The organism is Nonomuraea antimicrobica (assembly GCF_039536965.1).
GTDB classification, from domain to species: Bacteria; Actinomycetota; Actinomycetes; order Streptosporangiales; family Streptosporangiaceae; genus Nonomuraea; species Nonomuraea antimicrobica.
The window spans coordinates 161,878-186,673 of the sequence record NZ_BAAAZP010000009.1 but is presented as its reverse complement, the minus strand read 5'-3'; the positions used below and the strand labels follow the sequence as shown (position 1 = coordinate 186,673).

At 71.9% G+C, this 24,796-nt stretch carries 20 protein-coding genes and 1 pseudogene; 7 read left to right on the top strand and 14 right to left on the bottom strand.

Translation table 11 applies throughout. The features are described from left to right. Positions 1-32: 32 nt before the first annotated feature. From ABD844_RS03725 to ABD844_RS03685, 9 genes are all read right to left on the bottom strand, one after another. Positions 33-947 (bottom strand): LLM class F420-dependent oxidoreductase, encoded by a 915-nt coding sequence (locus ABD844_RS03725; protein ID WP_344872936.1) that lies wholly within the window; start codon positions 945-947, stop codon positions 33-35. 113 nt (positions 948-1,060) lie between these two features. Beyond that, entirely contained in the window at positions 1,061-1,492 is a 432-nt protein-coding gene (locus ABD844_RS03720; protein ID WP_344872934.1) for a PPOX class F420-dependent oxidoreductase, read from the bottom strand. Positions 1,493-1,620: 128 nt separating this feature from the next. Beyond that, positions 1,621-3,573 carry an ABC transporter ATP-binding protein gene (locus ABD844_RS03715; RefSeq protein ID WP_344872932.1) on the bottom strand — a complete coding sequence of 651 codons (1,953 nt, stop codon included), beginning with the start codon at positions 3,571-3,573 and terminating at the stop codon, positions 1,621-1,623. Further along, entirely contained in the window at positions 3,570-5,306 is a 1,737-nt protein-coding gene (locus ABD844_RS03710) for an ABC transporter ATP-binding protein (RefSeq protein WP_344872931.1), read from the bottom strand. Before ABD844_RS03710 ends, ABD844_RS03715 begins: the two co-directional genes overlap by 4 nt. Beyond that, entirely contained in the window at positions 5,306-5,929 is a 624-nt protein-coding gene (locus tag ABD844_RS03705; RefSeq protein ID WP_344872929.1) for a TetR/AcrR family transcriptional regulator, read from the bottom strand. Before ABD844_RS03705 ends, ABD844_RS03710 begins: the two co-directional genes overlap by 1 nt. A gap of 195 nt (positions 5,930-6,124) precedes the next feature. Further along, positions 6,125-9,694 (bottom strand): hypothetical protein, encoded by a 3,570-nt coding sequence (locus tag ABD844_RS03700; protein ID WP_344872927.1) that lies wholly within the window; start codon positions 9,692-9,694, stop codon positions 6,125-6,127. Positions 9,695-9,696: 2 nt separating this feature from the next. Next, on the bottom strand, positions 9,697-10,509 hold the full coding sequence (locus tag ABD844_RS03695; RefSeq protein WP_344872925.1) for a carbohydrate ABC transporter permease: 813 nt from the start codon (positions 10,507-10,509) through the stop codon (positions 9,697-9,699). After that, on the bottom strand, positions 10,506-11,411 hold the full coding sequence (locus ABD844_RS03690; protein WP_344872923.1) for a carbohydrate ABC transporter permease: 906 nt from the start codon (positions 11,409-11,411) through the stop codon (positions 10,506-10,508). The genes ABD844_RS03695 and ABD844_RS03690 overlap by 4 nt, the downstream gene beginning before the upstream one ends. A 5-nt stretch (positions 11,412-11,416) precedes the next feature. Next, positions 11,417-12,724 carry an extracellular solute-binding protein gene (locus ABD844_RS03685; protein ID WP_344872921.1) on the bottom strand — a complete coding sequence of 436 codons (1,308 nt, stop codon included), beginning with the start codon at positions 12,722-12,724 and terminating at the stop codon, positions 11,417-11,419. 262 nt (positions 12,725-12,986) lie between these two features. Between ABD844_RS03685 and ABD844_RS03680 the strand changes: the two genes are divergently transcribed. The 4 genes from ABD844_RS03680 (at position 12,987) to ABD844_RS03665 (ending at position 17,765) form a co-directional block, all read left to right on the top strand. Further along, the gene (locus ABD844_RS03680) at positions 12,987-13,724 is read left to right on the top strand and encodes a DeoR/GlpR family DNA-binding transcription regulator (RefSeq protein ID WP_344872919.1); all 738 of its coding nucleotides are present in this window, start codon (positions 12,987-12,989) and stop codon (positions 13,722-13,724) included. A gap of 93 nt (positions 13,725-13,817) precedes the next feature. Next, positions 13,818-15,392, top strand: coding sequence for an alkaline phosphatase D family protein (locus ABD844_RS03675; protein WP_344872917.1), 1,575 nt, complete (start codon positions 13,818-13,820; stop codon positions 15,390-15,392). A 14-nt stretch (positions 15,393-15,406) separates the two neighbouring features. Then, positions 15,407-16,330 (top strand): discoidin domain-containing protein, encoded by a 924-nt coding sequence (locus tag ABD844_RS03670; RefSeq protein ID WP_344872915.1) that lies wholly within the window; start codon positions 15,407-15,409, stop codon positions 16,328-16,330. 10 nt (positions 16,331-16,340) lie between these two features. Next, positions 16,341-17,765, top strand: coding sequence for an L-fucose/L-arabinose isomerase family protein (locus tag ABD844_RS03665; RefSeq protein WP_344872913.1), 1,425 nt, complete (start codon positions 16,341-16,343; stop codon positions 17,763-17,765). A 13-nt stretch (positions 17,766-17,778) separates the two neighbouring features. Here ABD844_RS03665 and ABD844_RS03660 read toward each other — a convergent pair whose 3' ends face one another. From ABD844_RS03660 to ABD844_RS03650, 3 genes are all read right to left on the bottom strand, one after another. Continuing rightward, positions 17,779-18,837 carry an SIS domain-containing protein gene (locus tag ABD844_RS03660; protein ID WP_344872911.1) on the bottom strand — a complete coding sequence of 353 codons (1,059 nt, stop codon included), beginning with the start codon at positions 18,835-18,837 and terminating at the stop codon, positions 17,779-17,781. Between the two features lie 53 nt (positions 18,838-18,890). After that, entirely contained in the window at positions 18,891-19,709 is an 819-nt protein-coding gene (locus tag ABD844_RS03655) for a BtpA/SgcQ family protein (RefSeq protein WP_344872909.1), read from the bottom strand. 156 nt (positions 19,710-19,865) lie between these two features. Next, positions 19,866-20,459: a TetR/AcrR family transcriptional regulator gene (locus ABD844_RS03650; RefSeq protein ID WP_344872907.1), complete on the bottom strand. Its 594-nt coding sequence runs from the start codon at positions 20,457-20,459 to the stop codon at positions 19,866-19,868. Between the two features lie 71 nt (positions 20,460-20,530). On the opposite strand from ABD844_RS03650, the gene ABD844_RS03645 reads away from it, so the two are divergent. Beyond that, on the top strand, positions 20,531-21,103 hold the full coding sequence (locus tag ABD844_RS03645; protein ID WP_344872905.1) for a dihydrofolate reductase family protein: 573 nt from the start codon (positions 20,531-20,533) through the stop codon (positions 21,101-21,103). A 21-nt stretch (positions 21,104-21,124) separates the two neighbouring features. Here ABD844_RS03645 and ABD844_RS03640 read toward each other — a convergent pair whose 3' ends face one another. Next, entirely contained in the window at positions 21,125-22,390 is a 1,266-nt protein-coding gene (locus ABD844_RS03640; protein ID WP_344872903.1) for a hypothetical protein, read from the bottom strand. Positions 22,391-22,578: 188 nt separating this feature from the next. Here ABD844_RS03640 and ABD844_RS03635 point away from each other — a divergent pair, with 188 nt between their 5' ends. Together ABD844_RS03635 and ABD844_RS03630 are read left to right on the top strand one after the other, a co-directional pair. Further along, positions 22,579-23,535: an NAD-dependent epimerase/dehydratase family protein gene (locus ABD844_RS03635; RefSeq protein WP_344872901.1), complete on the top strand. Its 957-nt coding sequence runs from the start codon at positions 22,579-22,581 to the stop codon at positions 23,533-23,535. Beyond that, a pseudogene (locus ABD844_RS03630) lies at positions 23,532-24,083 on the top strand (glycosyltransferase family 2 protein); the annotation flags it as partial. The gene ABD844_RS03635 and the pseudogene ABD844_RS03630, both read left to right, overlap by 4 nt. Before the next feature lie 170 nt (positions 24,084-24,253). On the opposite strand, the gene ABD844_RS03625 reads toward ABD844_RS03630, so the two are convergent. Then, entirely contained in the window at positions 24,254-24,790 is a 537-nt protein-coding gene (locus tag ABD844_RS03625) for a GtrA family protein (RefSeq protein ID WP_344872899.1), read from the bottom strand. Between the last annotated feature and the right edge of the window lie 6 nt (positions 24,791-24,796).

Sequence of the window (24,796 nt, the reverse complement as noted above, 5' to 3'; positions counted from 1 at the left end):
CGGCGGGGGCGGGCGTTCCGCGGTGGTGGAGGTCAGAGGGAGGTCAGGTCGGCGGCCGCCAGGGTGCGCAGGTGCTCCAGCATGGCGCGCGGGCTGTCGGCGAGCGGCTGGACGCACACGTGGTCCGCGCCCGCGTCGAGGTGCGCGCGTACCCGCGCGATGATCGTCTCCGGCTCCCCCCACGCCACGATGGCGTCGACGAGCGCGTCACTCCCGCCACCGGCCAGGTCCTCCTCCGGCCAGCCGAGATCGCGCAGGTTGTTGACGTAGTTCGGCAGGGCCAGGTAGAGCGCCATGAAGCGGCGGGCGGTCCGCCGCGCCCGTTCGGGGTCGGTCTCGACCAGCACGGTCTGCTCCGGCGCCAGCACCGGCAGCGGGCCGAGCACCGTGCGGGCGCGGGCCGTGTGCTCCGGCGGCACGAAGTACGGGTGCGCGCCGTAGGCCCGCCGCGCGGCCAGCTCCAGCATCTTGGGCCGCAGCGCCGCCAGCAGGCGCGGCGCGGGCTCCGGGAGCGGCCCGGTGTAGTCCGTGGCGTCCATGGCGTCGAGGTATTCGCGCATCGCCGACACCGGCTTGCGGTAGTCGTGGCCCCGCTGCGACACCAGCGGCGCGTGGCTGACTCCCAGACCGAGCACGAACCTGCCGCCCGACGACTCGGCGAGGGTGTTCGCGCCGTTGGCGGCGGCGGTGGCGTCGCGGGCCCAGATGTTGGCGATGCCGGTCGCCACCGTCAGCCGCCGGGTGCCGCCCAGGAGCAGCGCCGCGTGGGTCAGCGCCTCCTTGCCCGACGGGGTCTCGCCGACCCAGAGCGTGCCGAAGCCCAGGCTCTCCACCTCGGCGGCGGCCTCCTGCTCGAACACGGCAGACTCCCCGCCGAGCGTGCTGTTCCAGACCCCCACGCGCCCCATGCGCCGCTTCAGCGCCGCGATCTCGTCCGCACCCGGCATGAACGCCCCCTCTCCCCGACCGTCATGGCCTGCCCCTGGTGAACCGGCTACCGATCTTCACGATAGGGAGCGCACCGTCTGGTGAGATCAACGTGCGGTTCACGAGTCGGCCGTCACCGGATGTCGGCGCCGTACACGTGCTCGACCTTCATCACTATGAGCACCCGCCGCTCGGAGACCATCACCGACCGGTACTCGGCCCAGTCGGGGTGCTCGCCCGCCGCGCGCCGGTAGTAGTCGACCAGCGCCTCGACCTCGGGGCCGTGCGGGTCGGCGCCCGGGCCGATGAGCGTCACGACGCCCTCGGCGGTGGCCCACGACAAGCCGTCGGAGCTGGTGACCTCGAGCGCGGCGCGCGGGTCGCGGCGCAGGTTCGCCGTCTTGGCCGTGCCCTCTCCCGTCGACACGTAGATCACCTCGGCCTGGCGCTCGTAGAAGGGCATGACGGGGGAGAGCTGCGGGCGGCCGTCGGACTTGACCGTGGCGAGGACGCCCAGCCTGCTCTCGGCCAGGAGAGCGCGCGGGTCGAAGGGTGTGCTCATCATGTTCATGAACAAGTCGCGGACGCCCGCCAGTATTTCCGGCGACGCGCCGGCCCGCCGCGCCGCCGAAACTCCAGGTCGGCGACGCGGCGCGGCGGCCCAGGCGGGTCCGCCCCCCGGGCCGCGCCCGCCTACTCCACCTCCGCCACGGCCTGGGCGAACTGGGCCGAGTAGAGCCGGGCGTAGGCGCCCTCGGCGGCCAGCAGCGACTCGTGCGTGCCCTGCTCGACGATCCGGCCGTTCTCCATCACGAGGATCAGGCTGGCGTCGCGGATCGTGGACAGCCGGTGGGCGATCACGAAGCTCGTACGCCCCTCGCGCAGCGAGCTCATCGCCCGCTGGATGAGCACCTCGGTCCGGGTGTCGACCGAGCTGGTCGCCTCGTCGAGGATGAGGATCGCGGGCTCCGACAGGAACGCGCGGGCGATCGTGATGAGCTGCTTCTCCCCCGCGCTGACCGTCGCGCCCTCCTCGTCGATCACCGTGTCGTAGCCGTCGGGCAGCGTGTGCGCGATGCGGTCGACGTGGGCGGCCCGCGCGGCGGCCTCGATGCGTTCGCGGGTGGCGCCCTCGGATCCGTAGCCGATGTTCTCCGCGATCGTGCCGCCGAACAGCCAGGTGTCCTGCAGCACCATGCCGATGTTGGCGCGCAGCTCGTCCCTGGACATCTGGGCGATGTCGACGCCGTCGAGCGTGATGCGGCCGCCGGTGACCTCGTAGAAGCGCAGGATGAGGTTGACCAGCGTCGTCTTGCCCGCTCCCGTGGGGCCGACGATGGCCACGGTCTGGCCGGGCTCGACGGTCAGCGACAGGTTCTCGATCAGCGGCCGGTCGGGCACGTAGCGGAACGACACGTCCTCGAACGCCACCCGCCCCCTGACCTGCGCGGGCCGCGCGGGCTCGGTGGGATCGGCGGACTGCTCGGGGGCGTCCAGCAGCTCGAAGACGCGCTCGGCGGAGGCGACGCCCGACTGCACGATGTTCGCCATGCCGGCCACCTGGGTGAGCGGCTGGCTGAACTGCCGGGAGTACTGGATGAACGCCTGCACGTCGCCCAGCGAGATCGAGCCCGAGGCCACCCTGAGCCCGCCCACGACGGCGACCAGCACGTAGTTGAGGTTGCCGATGAACATCATGGCCGGCTGGATGAGCCCGGAGATGAACTGGGCGCGGAAGCTGGAGGTGAACAGGGCGTCGTTGTGCTCGGCGAAGGTCTCGGCCGACTCCTTCTGCCTGCCGAACACCTTGACCAGCGTGTGGCCGCCGTACATCTCCTCGATGTGGCCGTTGAGCTTGCCGGTGGACGACCACTGCTTGACGAACTGCGGCTGCGACCGCTTGCCGACGACCGCGGTGACGTAGACCGTCACCGGCACCGTGACCAGCGCGATGAGCGCCAGCAGCGGCGAGATGACGATCATCATCACCAGCACCGCCACGACCGTCAGCAGCGAGGAGATGAGCTGGCTCATCGTCTGCTGCAGCGACTGGGCGATGTTGTCGGTGTCGTTGGTGGCCCGGCTGAGGATCTCGCCGCGCGGCTGGCCGTCGAAGTAGCTGAGCGGCAGCCGCGACAGCTTGGCCTCGATGTGCTCGCGCAGCCGGGACGCCGCCCGCTGCACGACGGTCGTGGTCATCCTGAACTGCACGATCCCGAGCAGCGCGGCCACCAGGTAGATCGCCAGCACCCAGGCCAGCACGTGGCCCAGCGCGGTGAAGTCGATGCCGTGGCCGGGCACCACGTTCATCGACGACACCATGTCGGCGAAGGTGTCCTGGCCCCGGGCGCGCAGCCCGGCCACCGCCTGCTCCTTGCTGAGGCCCGCCGGGAGCTGCGCGCCGATGATGCCGGAGAAGATCAGGTCGGTGGCGTGACCGAGGAGCTTGGGCCCGATCACGGTCAGCGCGACGCTGGCCGTGCCGAGCGCCAGGATGACGACCAGCAGCGCCCGCTCGGGGCGCAGCAGCCCCGACAGGCGGCGCAGCGTGCCGCCGAAGTCGAGGGCCTTCTCGGCGGGCCCGGACATCATCCTGCCCGGCCCGAAGGCGGGCTGCGGGCGCCGTGCCGGCGCCTCCGTGGTCATGCTGCGGCCTCCTGTTCGGTGAGCTGGGAAAGCACGATCTCCCGGTACGTCGGGCAGGTCGTCATGAGTTCGGCGTGGGTGCCGCTGCCGACCACGCGGCCCTCTTCGAGGACGAGGATGCGGTCGGCGTCGCGGATGGTGTTCACCCGCTGGGCCACGATGACGATCGTGGCGTCGGTGATCTCCTCGGCCAGCGCGGCGCGCAGGCGGGCGTCGGTGGCGTAGTCGAGGGCGGAGAAGGAGTCGTCGAACAGGTAGATCTCGGGCCTGTGCACCAGGGCCCTGGCGATGGCCAGGCGCTGGCGCTGGCCGCCGGACACGTTCGTGCCGCCCTGGGCGATGGGCTCGTCGAGGCCGCCGGGCATCTCCTCGACGAACTCGCGGGCCTGGGCCACCTCCAGGGCCCGCCACAGCTCCTCGTCGGTGGCGTCGGGCCTGCCGTACCTGAGGTTGGAGGCGACGGTGCCGGAGAAGAGGTAGGGCGACTGCGGGACCAGGCCGACCGCCCGGGAGAGCACGGCCGGGTCGAGGTCGCGTACGTCGACGCCGTCGACCAGCACCTCGCCGTCGCTCGCGTCGAACAGCCGCGGGACGAGGTTGAGCAGCGTCGTCTTGCCGCTGCCGGTGCTGCCGATGATCGCGGTCGTGCGGCCGGGCCGCGCGGTGAAGCCGACGTCGGAGAGCACCGGCTCCTCCGCGCCCGGGTAGCGGAAGCCCACCGAGCGCAGCTCCAGCTCGCCGATGCGGCGCTCCGGGGTGACGGGGTTCGCCGGGGGGTGGACGGTGACCTCGGTGCCGAGCACCTCCTCGATGCGCTCGGCGCACACCTCGGCCCGGGGGATCATCATGAACATGAACATCGCCATCATGACCGACATGAGAATCTGCATGAGGTAGGAGATGACCGCGGTCAGCGCGCCCACCTGCATGCTCCCGTCGGCGATGCGGTCGGCGCCGAACCACACCACGGCGACGCTGGAGACGTTCACCACCAGCATGACCGACGGGAACATCAGCGCCATCAGCCGCCCGACCCGCAGCGACACGTCGGTCAGCTCGTCGTTGGCCACGCCGAAGCGCGCGCGCTCGTGCCGGTCGCGGACGAACGCCCTGATGACCCGGATGCCGGTGATCTGCTCGCGCAGCACCTGGTTGATCCGGTCGATGCGCTCCTGCATCGTACGGAAGAGCGGCCGCATCAGCATGATGATCACGCCCACGATGGCGATCATCACCGGCAGCACGACGAGCAGCAGCGACGACAGCGCCGTGTCCTGGCGCAGCGCCAGCACGATGCCGCCGACGCACATGATCGGCGCGGCCACCATCATCGTGAACGTCAGCAGCACGAGCAACTGGACCTGCTGCACGTCGTTGGTGGTACGGGTGATCAGGGACGGCGGGCCGAACCTGTTGACCTCCTGGACGGAGAAGTCCTGCACCCGGCGGAAGATCGCGGCCCGCAGGTCCCTGCCCAGGGCCATCGAGGTCAGGGCGCCGTAGTAGACGGCCACGATCGAGCAGACGATCTGGATCAGCGTCACGCCGAGCATCACGAGCCCGATGCGGACGATGTAGCCGGTGTCGCCGCGCACGACGCCGTTGTCGATGATGTCGGCGTTGAGCGTGGGGAGATAGAGCGTGGCCAGGGTCTGGACGAACTGGAAGAGGACGACGAGCGTGATCTCTTTCCCGTACGGCCTGAGCTGGCCCCGCAGAAGACGGAGCAGCATCAAAGGGGACTTTCTGTGGAAGGGTCGGGGGCGGACCGCACGAGCAGCCCGTCGAGCAGGACGGAGACGGTCTCCTCGTCGTCCATGTCGCCGAACTCGCCGTTGTGGCCGTAGTCGCGGAACACGCTCGCCGCGATCAGCATGAGCAGCAACTGCGCCGCGGCCTCGGGGGAGCGCCGCAGCCGGTCGCGGTCGGGCTCCATCAGCGCGGCGACCGCGGCCGTGGTCAGGCGGCGGCCGTCGAACATCCGCTGCCGGAACTCGGCGTCCTCGGCCATCAACTCCTTGGGCGCGGCGATGAGGTTGGCGTTGGCGGTCATGCCTTCGCGCATCAGCGTGACCGCCTCGCGCAGCCGGGTGCGCAGGTCGGTCCGCGTGCCGACGGCGGCCAGCGCGTCCAGCGTGGGCTGCGGGTCGTACGCGCGCATCACGGCCGCGCGCAACAGGGTGGCCTTGTCGGGGAAGACACCGAAGATCGTGCCCTCGGCCACGCCCGCGGCCTCGGCGATCTGACGGGTGCTCACGGCCGTGCCGTGCTCGCGCACCAGGGGAACGGTGGCGGCGATGAGCGCGGCCCGACGGTCTTCCGGCGCCATGGCCGGCACTCTTCGCCTTCTTGACATGCGGAGGAGTCTAATGAGTGAGCACTCGCTCGTTCAAATCATTAAATACCGGCAAAGCGAAGTTCATGTCCCGTTTGCCGGGAGTTGTGGGGTGGCCGAGGGCTCTACCGGGACCGCCGCCCGAGCCTCTCGCTCGGGCGGCGGTGCCTTCGTCTACTCCGCGTCGGGGCCGCGGCCGCTCAGCCGCTCAGCCGCTCACCCAGGGCTGACCTCGTCGGCCTCCAGGCGCAGGTGTACCGGCCCGAACAGGCCCGTGCTGCGCTGGCCGGGGAAGACGAAGTGGGTGGGCCCGGCCTCGTCCAGGTACGGCGCCAGGGTGCCGAGCACGAGCACCTCGACCACGTTGTCGCCGTCCGCCAGCTCGACGTCGAAGACGTACGGCGAGCACACCCGCACGCCGCAGGGCCTGCCGTTCACCGTCACCTCGGCCGTTCCCCTGACCCGGCCCAGGTCGAGCACGGCCGGGCCGGAGCGGGCGGCGACCGTGGTGCGGTAGCGCACGCCGCCGCTGTACCCGGCCAGGCCGCGGTCCTCCCAGTCGCCCAGCCGCATCCGTCCGGGACCGCAGGTGAACCGGACGGGGCCGGTGAAGGCCGCGCCCCCCTGCGCCCCCGGCCGGGTGTGGACCCGGATCTCGACCTCTCCCGTGCCCGTGCGCCCGTCGGCCTCCTGCGCACCCGTACGGGCCTCGGCGTCCCGCGGCCGGTGTCCGCCGAGCTCGGCGTGCACCTCCAGGCGTCCGGAGGCGTGCACCTCGATGCCGGTCGCGCCGGGCGGCGCGTCCAGCAGGAACCGCTCGACGCGCGGGTGGGCGCCTGGGACCGCGAAGACGGTGGGCAGGGCGGTGGGGCCGCCGTCGAGCCAGTCGGCCCCGGGCAGCGGGTGCGGGCGGGGCAGCAGCCAGAGGGCGGCGGGGTCGCCGTGCTGGCGGCGCCGTACGCGGGCGGGGAGCCGGTCGGCGCCGTCGCCACGCGTCCAGTCAGGCCCGGACACCGCCAGGCCGTCGACCAGCACCCAGCCGTCGGACTCGACGCGTACCGTGTTCGCGCCCGGCCGCACCAGGCCGGTCACGTCGTAGCGGCGCACGCGCGGGATGTCCGCCTCGGCGTACGGGTCGAAGCCGCCCTGACGGCCCGCCTCGATCCCGTTGACCAGCACCCGGCACACGGAGGTGGAGGCCACCTGGAGCAGCGCGTTCTCGTCCCACTCCCCCACGTGGACGACGGTCTCCAGGGACGTGCCCGCGATCCACTCCGGCGGGGCCGGGGCAGGTGGCTCCGCCACCACGCACACGTACGCCCGCAGGTCGAGCTCCTCCTCCGGCACCAGCAGCAGCTCCAGCAGGTGCTCGCCGGGCGGGACGGTCGCGCGGGAGACGGCGGCGTGCCCGCGGTCGTCGAGCGGCCGCTCGACCCCGTCGAGCCACAGCGTCTTCGCGGCCCCGGCCCCGATCATCACCCATCCGGCCGAGGGCACGGTGACGACCGCGCGGAACCGCGCCTCACCGCTCTCGGGGACGTGCCCGAAGGAGAGGAACTCCAGCGGCACCCGCCCCTTCGGCCCCAGCGTCTCCCGGTGCACCGGGTCCTTGCGCAGCCCTCGGGAGGACGACCACTCCGACGGCGTCCACGGCCCGTCGCCGACCCGCTGTTCGCCGTGCGGCCCGTACGTCACGTCCACCGGCCGCCCGTCGGGCGTGCGCAGCGTCCGGCACTCGACCCCGGCGCCGCCGCCGAAGTCGGACCAGGTGTCGTCGAGCGTGGGCACCAGCTCGACGTCCCACTCGTCCCCGAGCGGCACCTCCACCGGGTACGCGGGCCGCGCGACCGGCTCGGCCACCGTTCCGTCGAACACCAGCAGCGCCGCGGACCCGTCGTCGAACGGCACCGTGACGCGTACGGCGTCGCCTTCCCTGGTGTGCGGCAGCGCCACCGGCTCGCCCCCGGTGAAGGGGCGCAGCAGCAGCGGCGTGCCCGACACCCCGCGGACGACGACCGGCATCTCGCGGCGGTAGCGGGCGGGGTCGAAGTCGATGACGGCGTCCAGCCAGCCCAGGTCCACGCCGCGTTCCTCGGGACGTCCGACGCCGACGCGGCTGGCCATGGGGAACGCCGCGGGCAGGAACACCAGCGTCGTCTCGCCGTCCTCGCGCACCAGGGCGGGGACGGGGGCCTCGACCCGCCGCTCCAGCCCGTCCAGCGCCTCGCCCAGCCGCCCGGCCGACTCCACGAACAGGGCGTCCCGCAGGACCGCACCGGCCCGCTCGCCGCCGGGCTCCTGCGCGGCGGCGGCCTCCAGGCGGATGTCCTCCGGCCGGGTGCCCACGGTGACCACCAGCCCGCCGTTCGCGGCGAACTCCCCGAGCCGGGCGGCCACGTCCGCGTCCAGCACCGTGACGGCGGGCAGGACGATGACGCGGTACGCCTCGGTGGAGACCGCCAGCCGCCCGTCCTTGACGACCGCGCGGCGCACCGAGTCGTCGTCGATGACGTCCGCGTCGAGGCCGAGCCGGTCCACCACGCCGGGCTTGGTGGCGAACCACGCCATGTCGCCCACCAGCTCGCGGTAGACCTCCTGGGCCCGGTCGGCCGCCGGGTCGCTGCCGGAGAGCCCGGTGCCGGCCTGGGCGGTCGCGGTGGGCAGCAGCACGGCGACGTCGCACGCGTGGCGGCCCAGCGACAGCGCCGCGCACAGCCGGGTGACCGCCTCGGCGAAGACCCGGTAGTGCCCCCAGTACGGCTGCCGCCAGTCGGTGGACGGCGGCGCCCACTCCCACCAGCCCCGCTTGGTCGTGTAGTAGACCGCGTGCGGGTTGTAGAGGGTGGCCCCGGCGCGCAGCCACGGCAGCAGCCAGTCGAACGTCTCCTCCAGCGTGCCGCCCCACCCGCTGGAGTGGAACGCCTCGATCCAGGTGCGCGGCCGGCCGTACAGGTGGGCCAGGGAGGAGTGCAGGCGCGCGTCGCCGTGGTGGTCGGAGCCGGGCGCGCTGAACCAGCGGTGCGTACGCGCGTAGTCGGCGTACAGCCGCACGCCGTCGACCGGGTCACCGGCACGGGCGGGATCCTGCTGGTCGCAGCCGTGCACGAGCCCGTGGCGGGCGTGCCATTCGGCCAGCGGCCGGAAGAACGCCTCCTCGGCCAGCTCGGCCCTGGTGCGCTGGTAGGCCCGCCAGTCGGGGTCCTCCAGCAGAAACGGGCGGCCGTGCCGGGCGGCGTGCTCGTCGGCGAAGTCCGCCGACCAGGTGGGCAGCGTCGGCAGCTCGTCCTGGAACGACCCGGCGATCACCCGGCCGAACCAGTGCCCGACCCGCCGTTCGAACTCGCCGTGCACCCGGTCCAGCAGCACCGCGCACGCCTCGCGCGAGAGGTAGTCGAAGCCGCGCCGCGTCACCGTGCCGTCGGCGGCCAGCCAGTGCCCGGCGAACTCGGGGCGTTCGAGCACGAGCCGCGCCTGGAGGTCGGCGCCGGAGAAGCCGAGCTGGTCGTAGAACCACAGGTACGCGCCCAGGTCGTGGGCGTCCTGGCAGACGCCGTCCAGCAGCTCCCACCACGCCTCCGACAGGAACGGCGGCTCGTCGGCGTCGGCCCCGAACATCGGCCCCGAGGGCGCGAGGTTGAGGATGACGAGGTTGTGCACGCCCCCGGCGACCAGGCGCTCCATCTGCCAGCGCAGCCGGTCGCGGCGCAGCGGCTCGCCGCTCCACCACCAGATGGCCGCCGGGGAGAACGCCTTGGGCGGCTCGCGGAAGACCTCGAAGACGTTCATCTCTATCCCTTGAGACCGCTGGCGAAGCCCTTGATGACGTAACGCTGCAGGGCCAGGAACACCAGCACGATCGGCAGCGCGCCGAGCACGAGACCGGCGAAGACGAGGCCGTGCTGGGAGACGTACTGGCCGACGTAGGCGAACACGCTGACCGGGACCGTCTCGTATCCGGAGCCGCCGAGGTAGACCAGCGGGGTGAAGAAGTCGTTCCAGATGAAGACGGCGTTGAGGATCAGCACCGTGCCGGTGATCGGCCGCAGCAGCGGGAAGACCACACGGGTGAAGGCCGTCAGGTGCGAGGCGCCGTCGAGCATCGCGGCGGCGGCGTACTCGTGGGGCAGCGCCCGGATGAAGCCCGTGTAGAGGAAGACCGTGAAGGGGAGCTGGATGCCGGTGTAGAAGAGGATCATCCCGGCGTGCGTGCCGATCAGCCCCAGGTCGGTCACCAGCTCGAACAGCGGGATCATGCCGAGCTGGAACGGCAGCACGATGCCGAGCAGGAACAGCACGTACAGGCCGTAGCCGAGGCGGGTCTGCACACGCGCCAGGAAGTACGCGGCGAACGAGCCGAGCGCGATGAGCGCCGCCAGGCTGACCGCGGTGATCACCGTGCTGTTCATCAGCGACGGGCCGAGCGCCGCCGACGACCAGGCGCTGCCGAAGTTCTCGAACGTGGGCGGGTCAGGCAGGCTCAGCGGCGACTGCGCGATCTGCCCCGGGTCCTTCAGTGACAGCGAGACCAGCGTGTAGACGGGGAACAGGAACGCCACCGCCACCACGATCATGACGATTTCCAGCAGGAACGTCCTTCTCACGCCGTCACCTCCCGGCTGCGCAGGTAGTAGACCTGGATGAGCGACACGGCGGCCACGAACAGCGCCAGCACCAGGGCGATGGCGGTGCTGTAGCCGAACTTGCCGAAGACGAACGCCTGCTTGTACAGCACGGTCGAGAGCGTCTCGGTGGCGTAGCCGGGGCCGCCGTTGGTGGCGGCGAAGACCTGGTCGAAGAGCTTGAGCCCGCCGATCGTGGAGAGCATCAGGTTGATCGTCAAGGAGGGGGCCAGCAGCGGCCAGGTCACGTAGCGGAAACGTTCCCAGGTGCCGGCGCCGTCGATCTTCGCGGCCTCCTGCAGCTCCTCCGGCACGCCCTCCAGGCCGGCCAGGAAGATGACCATGGAGTAGCCGGCGTTCTGCCACACGACCATGACGGCGATCGACCACAGCGCGACCGACGGGTCGCCGAGCCAGTCGACGCGCAGGCCGAGCAGCCCGTTGAGCCCGGAGGACGGGTCGGGGTTGAAGAGGTACTTCCACAGGAAGGCCACCATGACCGGGCTGACGACGACGGGCGCGAAGAAGATCACGCGAAGCAGCGCCCGGCTCTTCAGCTTGACGTGCACGCCGAGTGCCAGCAGCAGGCCGACGCCGTTCTGCACGACCACGATCGCCACGGTGAGCAGCAGCGTGTTGCCGATCGAGCCCATGGCCTGCTCGTCACCCAGCAGGGTGCGGAAGTTCTCCAGGCCCACGAAGGACATGTCCTGGCCGATCCCGCTCCAGTCGGTGAACGCGTACACCACGCCGGCGACCGCCGGGTAGAGCACGATCAGCGCGTACACGGCCAGGGCGGGCGCGGCGAAGAACCAGGGTGGGGAGGCCGGGTCGGAGCGGCGCCGCCGCGAGGCGTGCGCCGGCTTGGCCCGGCCTGCGGTCACGGGAGTCACTTGCGGTAAGCCTCGTCCATCTTCTTCAGCGCCTCGTCGATGGTGGAGTCGCCGGCCAGCAGTTCCTGGATCACCGCGAAGTGCACGGGCTGCACCTCGGCGTTCGGCCAGCGCTGGTCCATGAAGGGCACGGCGCGGTCCTTGGTGAAGGGCAGGAACGACTGCACCGCGGGGTCGATGCTGGAGCTGGCGTCCTGGGTGAGCGGGATGGCGGCGATGGCCTTGGCCCAGGCGTTGATGTTCTCCTGGCGGGCGAGGAAGTCGATGAACGCCTTGGCCTCCTCGGCGTTGCGGCCCTTGGCGGACGCGCCGAGGCCGACGACGACGCCGGCCGGGATCCACACCGAGTTGGCGTCGTCGGCGCCCGGCACGGGGAACATCGACAGGTCGTCGGGCGAGGAGGCGGCCTTGCGGAAGTCGGGCAGGACGGCCGAGACCTGGACGGCCATGGCCGCCTTGCCGGTGGCCACCATGGAGGTCTGCTGCTCGAACGTGGTGCCGTTCGGGTTGTCGTTGAAGAAGCCGCGCTTCTGCAGCTCCAGGTACATCTCCATGGCCTGGCGCCAGCCCGACTGGGCGAAGCTCGTCTGCCCGGCGGCCTGCTTGTCGTCGAACGTGGGGTCCTTGGCGTAGACGGTGGAGGGCACCAGCGCGTACGTGATGAGCTGGGTGACCCACGGCGTCTGGGCGCCCAGCGCGATCGGCACCACCCCCGACTTCTTCAGCTTGTCGCACACGTCGAGGAACTCGCTCCACGTGGTGGGCGGCGCGTCGATGCCGGCCTTCTCGAAGACCTTCTTGTTGTAGACGGCGCCGATCACCGAGGACCCGGCCGAGTAGAGGTAGGTCTTGCCGTCGAGCTGGAAGGCGGGCTTGAACCCGGTGGGGATCGTCTGGGTCCACGGCTGCGCGGACAGGTCGGCCAGCAGGCCCGCCTTGGCGATCTCGGCCATCGACATGGCGCTGCCACTGCCCGGGTAGACGACGTGCAGGTCGGGGGCGTTGCCCGCGCCGAGCTGGGTGCGCAGCGAGGTCTGCACCTGGTCGGTGGGGGCGTAGGACACCGTGACGCGGACAGACGCCTTGACCTTCTGGTAGGCCGCCGTCAGCTCGTCCATCGGGGCCTTCTGGTCGGCCACGCCGATGAACTTGAGGTCGGTCGTGGCGCCGCCGCTGCCGCCGGTGGTGGCGGTGGTCTCCGGCCTGGTGGAGCAGGCCGTGGCCAGCGTGGCCACGGCCAGACCGCCCATCATGCGCAGGAACTGGCCGCGGCTGACCCTGGCGTTGTGCAACAGGTCGGTCATGTCGCTGTCTCCTCATCGTGCGGAAGGCTGAGATCCCGCCCGATGGTGCCTGACACGGCCATGCTGACCAGGCCCGGCACCAATGCGAACGTTTTAATCGATCGTTAAGTTAACAAACAAATGTGTTAAAAAGGTGGTTGCCGGGAGGGTACGAGTCGCCCGACCGGGGTGTCAAGGGTAGGATGCGCAGCCGTCCGGCAAGGTGGAGACTTTGGTGAATTCGCGTCAGCATACCTCCAGCAGGTCAGTGCGGTGGCAGAGCATGACCGAGCACATCGTGCGGCAGGGCTCCGCCTCCGTCACCGAGCTCGCCGAGTCCTTCGGCGTGAGCCTGATGACCGTCCACCGCGACCTCGACGAGCTGGAGCGCCAGGGCATGGTGCGCAAGGTCAGAGGCGGTGCGACGGCCCAGGCCAGCAACGTGTGGGAGAGCAACATCGCCTACCGGCTCAGGGCGCACACGGCCGAGAAGGACGCCATCGCCCGGGTCGTGGCGGGGCTGATCGAGCCGGGCAGCTCAGTGATGCTCGACGACTCCACGACCGCCCTGGCCGTCGCCCGCCACCTGGACGAACTCGGCCCGCTGACCGTGGTGACGAACTTCCTGGAGGCGATCAGGCTGCTGGCCGGCCGCCCCGACGTCCGGCTCATCGCACTCGGCGGCGAGTACCGCCCCACGCACGACTCGTTCCTCGGCCTCGGCTGCGTCGACGCCGTCGAGGCCATGAACACCGACCTCGTGGTGGTCTCCACCTCGGCCGTCTCCGACCAGTACGCCTACCACCAGGAGCAGGAGATCGTGCTGGTCAAGCGGGCCATGCTGCGCGCGGCGTCCCGGCGGGTGCTGGCCGTCGACGGCTCCAAGCTGGCCCGCGTGGCGCTGCACCGGGTGGCCCCGCTCGACGACTTCGACGTGATCGTGGTCGACGCGAACGCCCCCGCCGAACTGCTGCAGCGGCTGCGCGACCACCACGCGGACGTCCGTGTCGCAGACTTGTAACGTCTGGATGCGTGATTTGTAACTTGCATCTTGTTAAGAGCTTGGCTGCTTGCTAGAAAGTGAGGGCTTTCGTCCCCCTACATGGGAAGCAGCATGCCTGAACTCTCCCGCCGAGGTCTTCTCGGTCTGGGCGGCGCCGCCTTCGCGCTCGCCTTCACCACCGACCTGGCCGACCCGTGGACCGCTCCCGCGCGGGCCGCGGCCAGGATCGACAACCCCTTCCAGCTCGGCGTCGCCTCCGGTGACCCGTTATCCGACCGCGTGATCCTCTGGACCCGACTGGCGCCCAAGCCGCTGGAGCCGCTCGGAGGGCTGCCGTTCGCCAAGTTCCGCGTCGACTGGGAGATCTCCGAGGACGAGAACTTCACCCACCGCGTCCGCCACGGCTCCACCTGGGCCACCCCCGAGTACGGCCACTCGGTGCACGTGGACGCCAAGGGCCTGCGCCCGGGCCGCGAGTACTACTACCGTTTCCGCACCGGCGGTGAGATCAGCCCCGTCGGCCGCACCAAGACCGCGCCCGCGCCGCGCACCAGCCCCGACGCGCTGCGCCTGGCCTTCGCCTCGTGCGCGTCGTGGCAGGACGGCTACTACACCGCCTACCGCCACCTCGCCGACGAGCGCCCCGACGTGGTCTTCCACCTCGGCGACTACATCTACGAGTACGGCATCGTCCCCATGGGCGGCAACCGCAACACCCCCGTGCCCGAGCAGTTCCGGGTGCAGTGCGACACGCTCGACCGCTACCGCGTCCAGTACGGCCTCTACAAGAGCGACCCCGACCTCCAGGCCGCCCACCAGAGCGCCCCCTGGATCGTCACCTGGGACGACCACGAGGTGCTCGACAACTGGGCCGGCCGCTTCGGCCCCGGCGGCGACGTGACCGAGCAGGACTACCTGGTCATCCGGGCCAACGCCTTCCGCGCGTTCTGGGAGAACATGCCCGTCCGCGTTCCCGCGATCGAGGGCCCCGACGCCCGCATCTACCGCCGGTTCACCTTCGGCGACCTGGCCGAGTTCAACGTGCTCGACACCCGCCAGTACCGCGACGACCAGGTCTGCGGCGACGGCCAGCAGATCGACTGCGCCGACCGGCTGGAGCCCTCCAGGCAGATGCTCGGCGCCGAGCAGGAGACCTGGCTGCTCGACGGCCTCGGCGCCTCCCGCGCCAAGTGGAACGTGCTCGCCCAGCAGATCGCCATGATGCAGCTCGACTACGACGCCGGCCCGGCCCAGCGGCTCAGCATGGACCTGTGGGACGGCTACAAGGCCGCCAAGGACCGCCTGCTCACCGGCATGGTCGACCGCCAGGTCAGCAACCCCGTGGTGCTCACCGGCGACATCCACTACAACCTCGCCGGCGAGCTCAGGACGAACTTCGACGACCCCGCCACGCCCGTCGTCGGCGTGGAGTTCGTGTGCACCTCGATCAGCAGCGGCGGCAACGGCAACGCCAGCACCGGCGTGCCCCCGGGCAGCACCGACCCGACCAACCCGCACCTGCGCTTCTCCAGCTACCAGCGCGGCTACGTCTCCTGCGAGGTCACCCGCGACCAGTGGCGCTCCGACTTCAAGATCGTTCCGTACGTCGACCGCCCCGGCGCCCCCGTCTCGACCCGGGCCTCCCTGGTCAGCCTCGACGGCGCCCCCGGCCTGCACGCGCTCTAGAAAGGAACGGGATCATGCGTACTCTCGCCGCCGCGCTGGCCGCCGCCGTCACCGTCACCTCCACGCTCACCGCCGCGACGTCCGCCGGCGCCACCACCGCCGCCGCCCGCGACCCCGAGCCGTCGCCCCCGGCCCTGTCGGTCAAGGTCGAGCCAGGCCGCTCCAAGGGGACCGGCTCGTTCACCCCGATCGCCGGCGCGGACAAGCTGGTCGCCCCGATCGGCGTCGACCCGGCCTGCCCGGCCACGCTCCAGATCGGCCTGCGCAGCGACGCCAAGAAGGCCGCCTACGCGACCATGCAGGTGGCGGTGGACCCGCCCCTGACGGCCTCCCGCCCCATGCTGACCAGCTATCTGCCGCCCGGCTACGAGGTCCGCGCCAAGCTGCTGGTGGCCGTGCCGCCCGGCACCGAGCAGGGCACGTACGACCTGCGCCTCAGCGCGTCAGGCAGCACGCTGAAGGTGCCGGTCGAGGTGGTGCCCGTGGACGGGCTCGACAACGGCGGCAACCTCGCCCTGCGCCGCCCCGTCACCGCCTCCTCCCAGCACACCAACGCCAACTACCCTCCGTGCAGCATCGTCGACGGCGACCGCTCCTCCAACGGCTGGGCGGGCGGCAACGGCTGGAACGACGCCACCGCCAGGGCCTGGCCGGACACCGTGGCCATCGCGCTCGGAAACGCCCGGCAGGTGTCCAGGGTGGACCTGTATACCCTGGACACCGAGCGCTACCCCGCCTCCCGGCACGGCCTGCGCGACTGGGACGTGCAGGTCCAGGTCGGCGGCCAGTGGCAGACGGTGGCCCAGGTGCGCGGCAACACCGCCGGCACCGCGCGTTCGGACTTCGCGCCGGTCACCACCGACGCCGTGCGCATCGTGGCGCTCGCGTCGAACGGCGCCAACGACTACACGCGCATCATCGAGGTCGAAGCCCGCTAGGAAGGACATCATGAGCACGTTCCCCCGCATCACCCCGCGCCGCACCAAAGTGGGGCTGGTCGCCGGAGGGCTGGGCGCCTACTGGCCGCAGTTCCCCGACCTCCTCCCCCAGCTCCAGCGCTCGGCCGACCGCGTGTCCGAGCGCATGCGCGAACTGGACGCGGAGGTCGTGGACGTCGGTTTCATCTCCGACGCCCAGGAAGGGGCCGAGGCGGCCGAGAAGCTGCGGGCCGCCGGCTGCGATCTGATCGTCGGGTTCCTGACGACGTACATGACGGCGACCATGCTCGTGCCGATCGCCCAGCGCAGCGGCGCCCCCGTGCTCCTGATCAACCTGCAGCCCACGGAGTCGATGGACCACGCCACGTTCGACACCGGACAGTGGCTGGCCTACTGCGGTGCCTGCCCGCTGCCGGAGATGGCCAACGCCTTCACCCGCTCCGGCATCCCGTTCCGCTCGGTCTCCGGCTACCTGGAGGACGAGCGGGCGTGGGAGCGCATCGGCCGCTGGGTGCGGGCCGCGGGCGTACGCGCCGCGCTCCGGCACGGGCGGCACGGCCTGATGGGCCACCTCTACCCCGGCATGCTGGACGTCTCCACCGACCTGACCCTGGTCAGCGCGAACCTCGGCGGGCACGTCGAGGTGCTGGAGTTCGACGACCTGCGGGTTCGCACGGAGAAGGTCACCGGTGCCGAGACCGCCGAGCGGGTCGCGCTGACCCGTGAGGTGTTCGAGCTGGCCGACTCGGTCAACGAGGAGGACCTCGAATGGGCCGCCCGCGTGTCGGTCGGGCTGGACCGCCTGGTCGAGGACTTCGCGCTGGACAGCCTGGCCTACTACCACCGGGGCCTGGACGGCGAGATCCACGAGCGGCTCGGGGCGGGCATGATCCTCGGCTCGTCCCTGCTCACCGCGCGGGGCGTCCCGGCCGCCGGGGAGTACGAGCTGCGCACCTCGCTGGCCATGCTCATCATGGACCGGCTGGGCGGCGGCGGCTCGTTCACCGAGTTGCAGGCGCTCGACTTCGCCCGCGGCCACGTGGAGATGGGTCATGACGGCCCCGCCCACCTGGCGATCAGCTCCCGCAAGCCGCTGCTGCGCGGGCTCGGCGTCTACCACGGCAAGCGCGGGTGGGGCGTGTCGGTGGAGTTCGACGTGACGCGCGGGCCGGTGACCGCGTTCGGGCTGCGCCAGTCCCGCGACGGCAGCTACGGCTTCGTGGTCTCGGAGGGCGAGGTCGTGGCGGGGCCGCTGCTGCAGATCGGCAACACGACCTCCCGGGTGGACTTCGGGTGCGACCCGGGCGAGTGGACCGACGAGTGGAGCGCCACCGGCATCTCCCACCACTGGGCGCTGGGCACCGGGCACCGCCTGGCCGACCTGCGCGCGGTCGCCGACCTGCTCGGCGTCGAGGTGGCGCACGTGCAGCCCTGACGCCCTGCGGGGCTCAGGCCGTACGCGTCGAGAAGGGCGCCACGCCCAGCCGGGACGCCAGCTCGAACGCCACCGCGCCGGCGAACACGCTCGACCGCAACGCCGAGAACTCCTCCCGGACCGTGCCGCGAAGCGGCAACACCAGGTCGGCGAACGCGGCCGGCCCGTCACGATCGTCGGCGACGACCACGACGGGTCGGCCGCGTTCGCGTGCCCGCGCCGCCACCTGGACGGCACGGGCCCGGCTGCGTCCCGGCGCGGCGATCACCAGCGTCGGCAGGCCGGAGGGGCGCGCCAGCGCCTCGACGTGCTCCCACTCCTCCAGGTCCTGCGCCGTCGCGAACGCCCCCGCTGCCTCGACGAGCTTGGCCGCGGCGAACCGCGCGCCGCCATAGCCCGGCCCGCTGCCCAGCACCATGGTCACCGGCGCCGCCGCGATCAGCTCGGCCACGTGCCGGGCCCGCGGCCACGTGGCGGCGGCCGTCTCCTCCACGGCCCCCGCCACTTCCCGCAGCTCACGGGCCAGGTCGTCCCGGCCCGGCGCGGCGCGACCGCGCACCCGGCCCAGCTCGACCGCCGACAGCAGCAGCGCCAGCAGACTGGCCTGGTAGGTCCGCAGCCCTGGACAGGGACGCAGGCTCGGCAACGGCGCCACCAGCGCCGCCTCGGCCGCCGCTGTCACCGGCGAACCCGCCGTCGAGGTGACCGCCAGCGTGCGGGCGCCACGGGTGTCCGCCTGCCGGAGCGCCTCGGCGACCAGCGGGTGACCGCCCGACGCGGACACCCCCACCACCAGCGCGGCGCGGGCCGTCTCCGCGCGTGGCAGGCCGTACTTCAGCAGGCGCAGCGCGCTCAGCGGCAGGCAGACGACGCCCGCCAGCTCCGTGAAGGCCATCTCCGCCGCGAGCGCGGCGTGGTGGGAGTCGCCGCTGCCCGTCACGTAGACGTGCTCGACCTTCGCCCACCCGGCGGCGACCTGCCGTGCCGCGGCCAGGACGGGGCCGTGCAGGGCGCGCACGTCACCGCCGAGCGCGTCGACCTGCGCCGCCATCTCCTCCAGCACGTACGCCATCGCCGCCTCCTTCGGCCGGTCTTCTTCAGCCGGTCTCCTTCGGCCGGTCTCCTTCAGGCGCCGGGCCGCCCGCGCACCGCCCGCAGGTACGTCTCCACCCGGCCGGCGTCGATCGGGCTGCCCCACCCGGCGCGTTCCAGGCAGGTGCCCACGAATGCGCCGTCGGCGCCCTGCGGGGAGCCCAGCAGCCGGGCCGCGTTGTCGTGGTTCGTGTGCCCGGCCAGCAGGATCGGCAGGCCCGGCACCGCCGTACGCACCTGGGCGACCAGGTCGAGGGCCACCTCCTCGCGCGGGCTCGACACGGCCACCGCGTCCGCCCCCACCTGGCGGGCCGCCGCGGCCACCTCCGCCACCGGCTTCCCGCCGCCCAGCCACGTGAAGTGCATGGACGCGATGTCGGCGATGATCCGGACGTCCCACGCGCCGATCTTGCGCCGGTACTCCATCACCGCCAGCGGGTCAGGCTGCACCAGGCCGTGCGAGGTCAGCGTCGCCCCGACGAGCGCGCCCACCCGTACGAAGCCCGCCCCCGTCACCTTCGCCACCGCCAGCGAGGCGCGCACCGCGTTCCGCATCACCTGCACGCCGACCAGGAACTCCGGTCCGGTCGCCGCGACGACGGCACGGACGACCAGCGTGAAGGCGGCCAGCCGCGCCGGATCCACGTCCTCGCCCGTGGAGTACACCCGGTCGACCGTCTGCACCAGGCAGCCGTCGGCGCCCCCGTCCCGCAGGGCGCGCGCCGACGCGACGGCCGTCTCGACGATTTCCTGAAGGCTGCCCTCCCGGTGGTAGGGCGTGCCGGGCAGCGGCTGGAGGTGGACCATCCCCAGCACGAGCTTGCCCTCCGGCCACCGCACTGTCTCGCCCACCCCTCTCCCCTTTCCCGGCGGAAGAGGCCCGGCGGACGAGCCCGACCCCGCCCGCCCGGACCGCCCCGGAGAGGCCCGCCCCCTCCAGGGGACAGGAGGAGCGCGCCTGACGCAAGACCGACGGGTCAGGGTTCGCCAGGATCGAAGCGGCGGCCTTTACAATGTAGATTCCGTTCCCGCCGCGTTCAGCGACCGCTCCACGGCGGCGTCCACGAGCCGGTGGACCTCCTCCTCGGTGAAGAGACCGGGCAGGGTCAGGCGTTCCAGGATGAGCCAGTTGAGCGCGAGGTAGACGAGCAGCACGGAGGTGGCGTCGCCGGGCAGGCCGGAGGCGGCGTGGAAGCCGAGGTTGGCGTCGACGTCCTCCCTGATGCGCTTGGTGAGGACCGCGCGGAGGTCGGGACGGCGGGTGGCTTCGAGGCGCAGTTCGAGCAGGGCGAGGTAGCCGGAGTTGAAGGCCGAGACCCGGTCGACCAGCTCGTGCATCAACTCGGCGAAGCGGGCGGCGTCCTGGACGCCCGCGCGGCCGCGGGCGATGGTGGCGTCGTCGGGCAGCAGCCGTTCGTAGATACGGCCGCCGACCTGGGTGAACAAGTCGTCACGGTTGGCGAAGTAGTTGGAGGCGGTGCCGGTGGGCACGCCCGCCTCGGCGTCGACGGCCCGGAAGGTGAGCCCGCGCGCCCCCTCCTTGGCCAGGACCTCGATGGCCGCGTCGATGAGCGCCTGCCGCCGCTCGGGGTTTTTCCGCATTGACACCACTCCACATGTAGTACTACCTTCAAAGCACTACAGACAGAGTACTACACAAGGAGTTGTGAGATATGCGAAAGCTGGTCTACTACATCGGCGTATCCCTCGACGGCTACATCGCCGGCCCCGACGCCGAGGTCGACTTCTACCCCCTGTCGGACGAGATGGCCGCCTGGATGAACGCCCGCTACCCCGAGACCGTGCCCACCCAGATCCGCGGGCTGATCGGCCTCGACGCCCCCAACCAGGTCTTCGACACCGTCGTGATGGGCCGCGGCACCTACGAGTTCGCCCTCGCCGAGGCCAGCACCAGCCCCTACGCCCACCTGCGCCAGTACGTGCTGTCCAGCACCCTGAAGATCGACGACCCGAGCGTGCACGCGGAGACCGGCGACGCGACCGCGCTCGTCCGGCGGCTCAAGGCCGAGGACACCGGTATGGACGTCTACCTGTGCGGCGGCGGCAGACTCGCCGCCGCCCTGCTCCCGGAGATCGACGAGATCATTCTCAAGAGCTATCCCGTCGTGGCGGGCGGGGGCATCCCGATGTTCGCGGGCGAGTTCCGTCCCACCCTGTTCAGCCCCACCCGCCGCGAGTCCTTCGACAACGGCGCCCAGGTCACCTGGCTCACCCGCCGCACCTGACCGGTGCCGGGCACGACGCGTCTAGGGATCCGTCGCGCCCGCCGCCACGGGAGCGGGGTCGCGGCGGAGCGGGCCGCGGACCTGGGCCGCAGCCTCCCTCGACGGCAGCGCGGCGACCAGCAGGGCGATGACCAGCAGGGAGGACAGGGACCAGAAGGTGTGGAACTGCCACCACGTCATCCCGAGGAGCGTCTCCACATGCAGGTAACCGGCGGCGGCCCAGGCGCTGGCCGCCGTGATCGCCGGCCACACGAATCGGGGCGGGCGCGCGATGAGGTACGGCACCGGCCACATCAGGTATTGGGCCCCGAGCCGGTACGTCACGACGAGGAAGACGAGGATCAGGACCGCGGTCAGCGCGACCGGATCGGCCTTCCGCCACCACCATCCGGCCGCGAGCAGCCCGATGAGCAGCACCGGCATGCCGATCTGGCCGAGGGCCGGCGAGACCGTCATGGTGCCGCCCGTCGCCAGGGCCGTCCAGCCCCAGTCGCCCACCACGGGGCGGGTGGACATGATGGCCTTCGCCAGCTCGACGAGCCCGGTGACCGGGGTGTCCAGGAACACCGTGCTGCTGACCAGGAACGCCCCGGGAACGGCCGCCGTCCAGCCGAGCACCGCCAGGCATTGCCGCCGGGCAGTGCCCGGCCGGCGGGCGTTGCCCGCCCAGACGGCCATCAGCACGCCGGGAACGAGCAGCACCGACCAGTTGGCGCAGGTCACCGAGAGGCCGATGAGCAGCCCGGCCCAGTGGGCGCGGCCGGCGCGGGCGGCGACCAGCGCGCCCACCCCCAGCGCCAGCGTGATCGGCGGGAACTGGCCGTGGATGCCGCTCACCATGATGCCGAGGGGCACGCACGCGTACTGGAACGCGCGCAGCGCCCCGCGCTCGTCGGCGAGCCTGGCCACCAGCGGGATCAGCGCCAGGTCGGCCAGGACGGGGACGATCCGGCCGCTCACCCCCCAGGAGAGCCCCACCAGCTCGCCCAGCCCCTGCTGGCCCGCCAGCACGTAGGCGAGGAACGGCAGGAAGTGCCAGCCGCCCTCGCGCATGTGCATCGTCGGGTTCAGGCCGTCGAGCACCTTGCCGGCCGCTTCGGAGAAGTCGTTGGCGAAGTCGTACGGCTGGCTCTGGTCGGCCACGGCCCAGGCCATGGCCGCGATCCGCAGCACGGCCCCGGCGCACAGCGCCGCCCACAGCGGGGGCGCCCATCCCCGGCGCTGGGCGAGCACGGCCAGCACGAGCCCGGCCGCCAGCAGGGGGCCTATCACCAGGGCCGGGCTCACTCTTCTCCTTCTGACCGGGTGCGCGCGGCTCTTCGCCGTAGGGGCCGTCCGCGAGACAACAAGACCGTAGCTTACGCATGAACCGCAGAACGTTGCCTGGAAATGAGCTGTGGGTCTCCTGAGTCCGATGAGAGAGGTTCGTCCCGTGGCGGTAGGGTCGCTGGGACGTGAAGGAAGGGAGACCGGGCATGCCGGAGTTGGCTGGAGCACGCGTACTCGTCACGGGTGGCGCGGGCTTCATCGGGAGGCGGTTGGTCGCGACGTTGCTCGCCGAGAAGGCCGAGGTGACGGTGGTCGACCTGAACGCCCACCCGGATCCGGCGGTGCGGTCGGTCGTGGGCGACCTGCGTGATCCCCAGGTGCGCGAGAGCGCCGTCTCGGCCGGGCTGGACGGGGTGGTTCACCTCGCCGCGGTCACCTCGGTGCTCCGCTCGGTGGCGGACCCGGCGGGGACGTACGAGGTCAACGTCGAGGCCACCGCGGGGCTGCTGGAGCTCGCCAGGCAACACGAGGTGCCGCGTTTCGTGCTGGCCTCGACGAACGCCGTGACCGGCGACGTGGGCAGCGCCCGGATCGCCGAGAGCCTCGCGCTGCGCCCGCTCACGCCGTACGGCGCGACCAAGGCGGCGGCGGAGATGCTGCTCAGCGCCTATTCCGGGGTGTACGGCATGCGCACGAGCGCGCTGCGCTTCGCCAACGTGTACGGGCCGGGCATGCTGCACAAGGACAGCTTCGTCCCGAGGCTGATGCGGGCCGCCGCAGCGGGCGACGGCGTCGAGGTGTACGGCGACGGCGCCCAGTTGCGCGACTACGTGCACGTCGACGACGTCGTCCAGGCCGTGTTGACCGCCTGGCACGAGGGGCACAACGGGCCCCTGATCGTCGGGTCCGGCACGTCCGTGAGCGTGAACGAGCTGATCGAGGCGGCCAGGAAGGTCACCGGGGCGCCCATCCCCGTCGAGCACGTGCCCGCGAAGCAGGGCGAGATGCCGGCGGTGGTGCTCGACATCTCGGCGGCGCGCGCGCTGGGCTACCGGCCCCGCCACGACCTGACCTCGGGCCTGGCCACGGTCTGGCCCGACTTCGCGCCGTCCCCCGCAGAATCGCCTGCGGACCGAAGAGACCCAACGGAGGATGCCGCATGACAGGCCCGGAGACTTTGGTGGACCCCGACGCCGCCGCGATGGTGGAGTTCGCCGCCCAGTACGGCTCGGACCTGCCGCCCGTCGCGATCGTCATCGCCGCCTACAACGAGGAGAACGGCATCGGCGAGGCGCTGGCCGGGATCCCGGCGGTGATCGACGGGATGGAGACCGCGACCATCGTGGTCGTCGACGGCTCCACCGACCGGACGGCGGCCGAGGCGCGCAAGGCCGGGGCCATGGTCTGCGACGTGCCGGTGAACCGCGGGCAGGGCGCCGCGCTGCGGCTGGGCTACCGCCTCGCCCGCCAGGGCGGCGCGCGCTACGTCGTGACGACGGACGCCGACGGCCAGTACGACCCGGCCGACATCACGCGCGTGCTCGCCCCGGTCGTGCGCGGCGAGGCCGACTTCGCCACCGGCTCCCGCATCCTGGGCCGGCAGGAGACCCACGACAAGGTACGCCGCCTGGGCGTGCACGTGTTCGCGTGGCTGATCAGCCGGATGACCGGGCAGCGGATCACCGACACCTCCTTCGGCCTGCGGGCGATGCGCGCGGAGGTCACCGGCGCGGTGACGCTCGCCCAGCCCCAGTACCAGGCGTCCGAGCTGCTGATCGGCGTGATCTCGCACGGCTTCCGGGTGATGGAGGTGCCGGCGACGATGCGACTGCGCGCCGCCGGCACGACCAAGAAGGGCGGGAACCTCGTCTACGGCTACCGCTACACGCGGGTCGTGGTCGGGACCTGGCTGCGCGAGCGCCGCCGCGCCTCCTCGTCCTCGCCCGCCGAGTCCTCGCCCGCGCCGGCGTCCGCGTCCGCGTCCACTGGGGCCGGGGCGGAACCCGTGCCGGTGCCGGCGAAGACGAAGTAGTGGAACAGGACGAACTTCGCGATGAACAGCACGCCGTAGACCCCGAGGAAGACGGCCCCCACGAACACCACGCGAGGGCCGTCCGTCGTGAAGATCTGCTGCCCCATCCGGTCGGCGACCCCGGTCGCCCAGGAGGAGACGAGCAGCCCGGCCACCGCGGTCAGCCAGTACGGCAGCAGCTCCCGCAGCGCCTTGGGCCGCCCGCGCAGTTGCCAGGCCCACCACCGGTTGAGCACGTAGTTGACGACGGCGCCGAGCGCCCAGGCGGCGACCGACGCGCCCTGCGGGCTGAGCAGCTCCAGCCCGTAGGTCGTCAGCAGGGTCAGCTCGCTCACCACGGCCGCCACCACCGAGCCGATCGCGTACCGCCCGAAAATACGCCCCATGGCGGT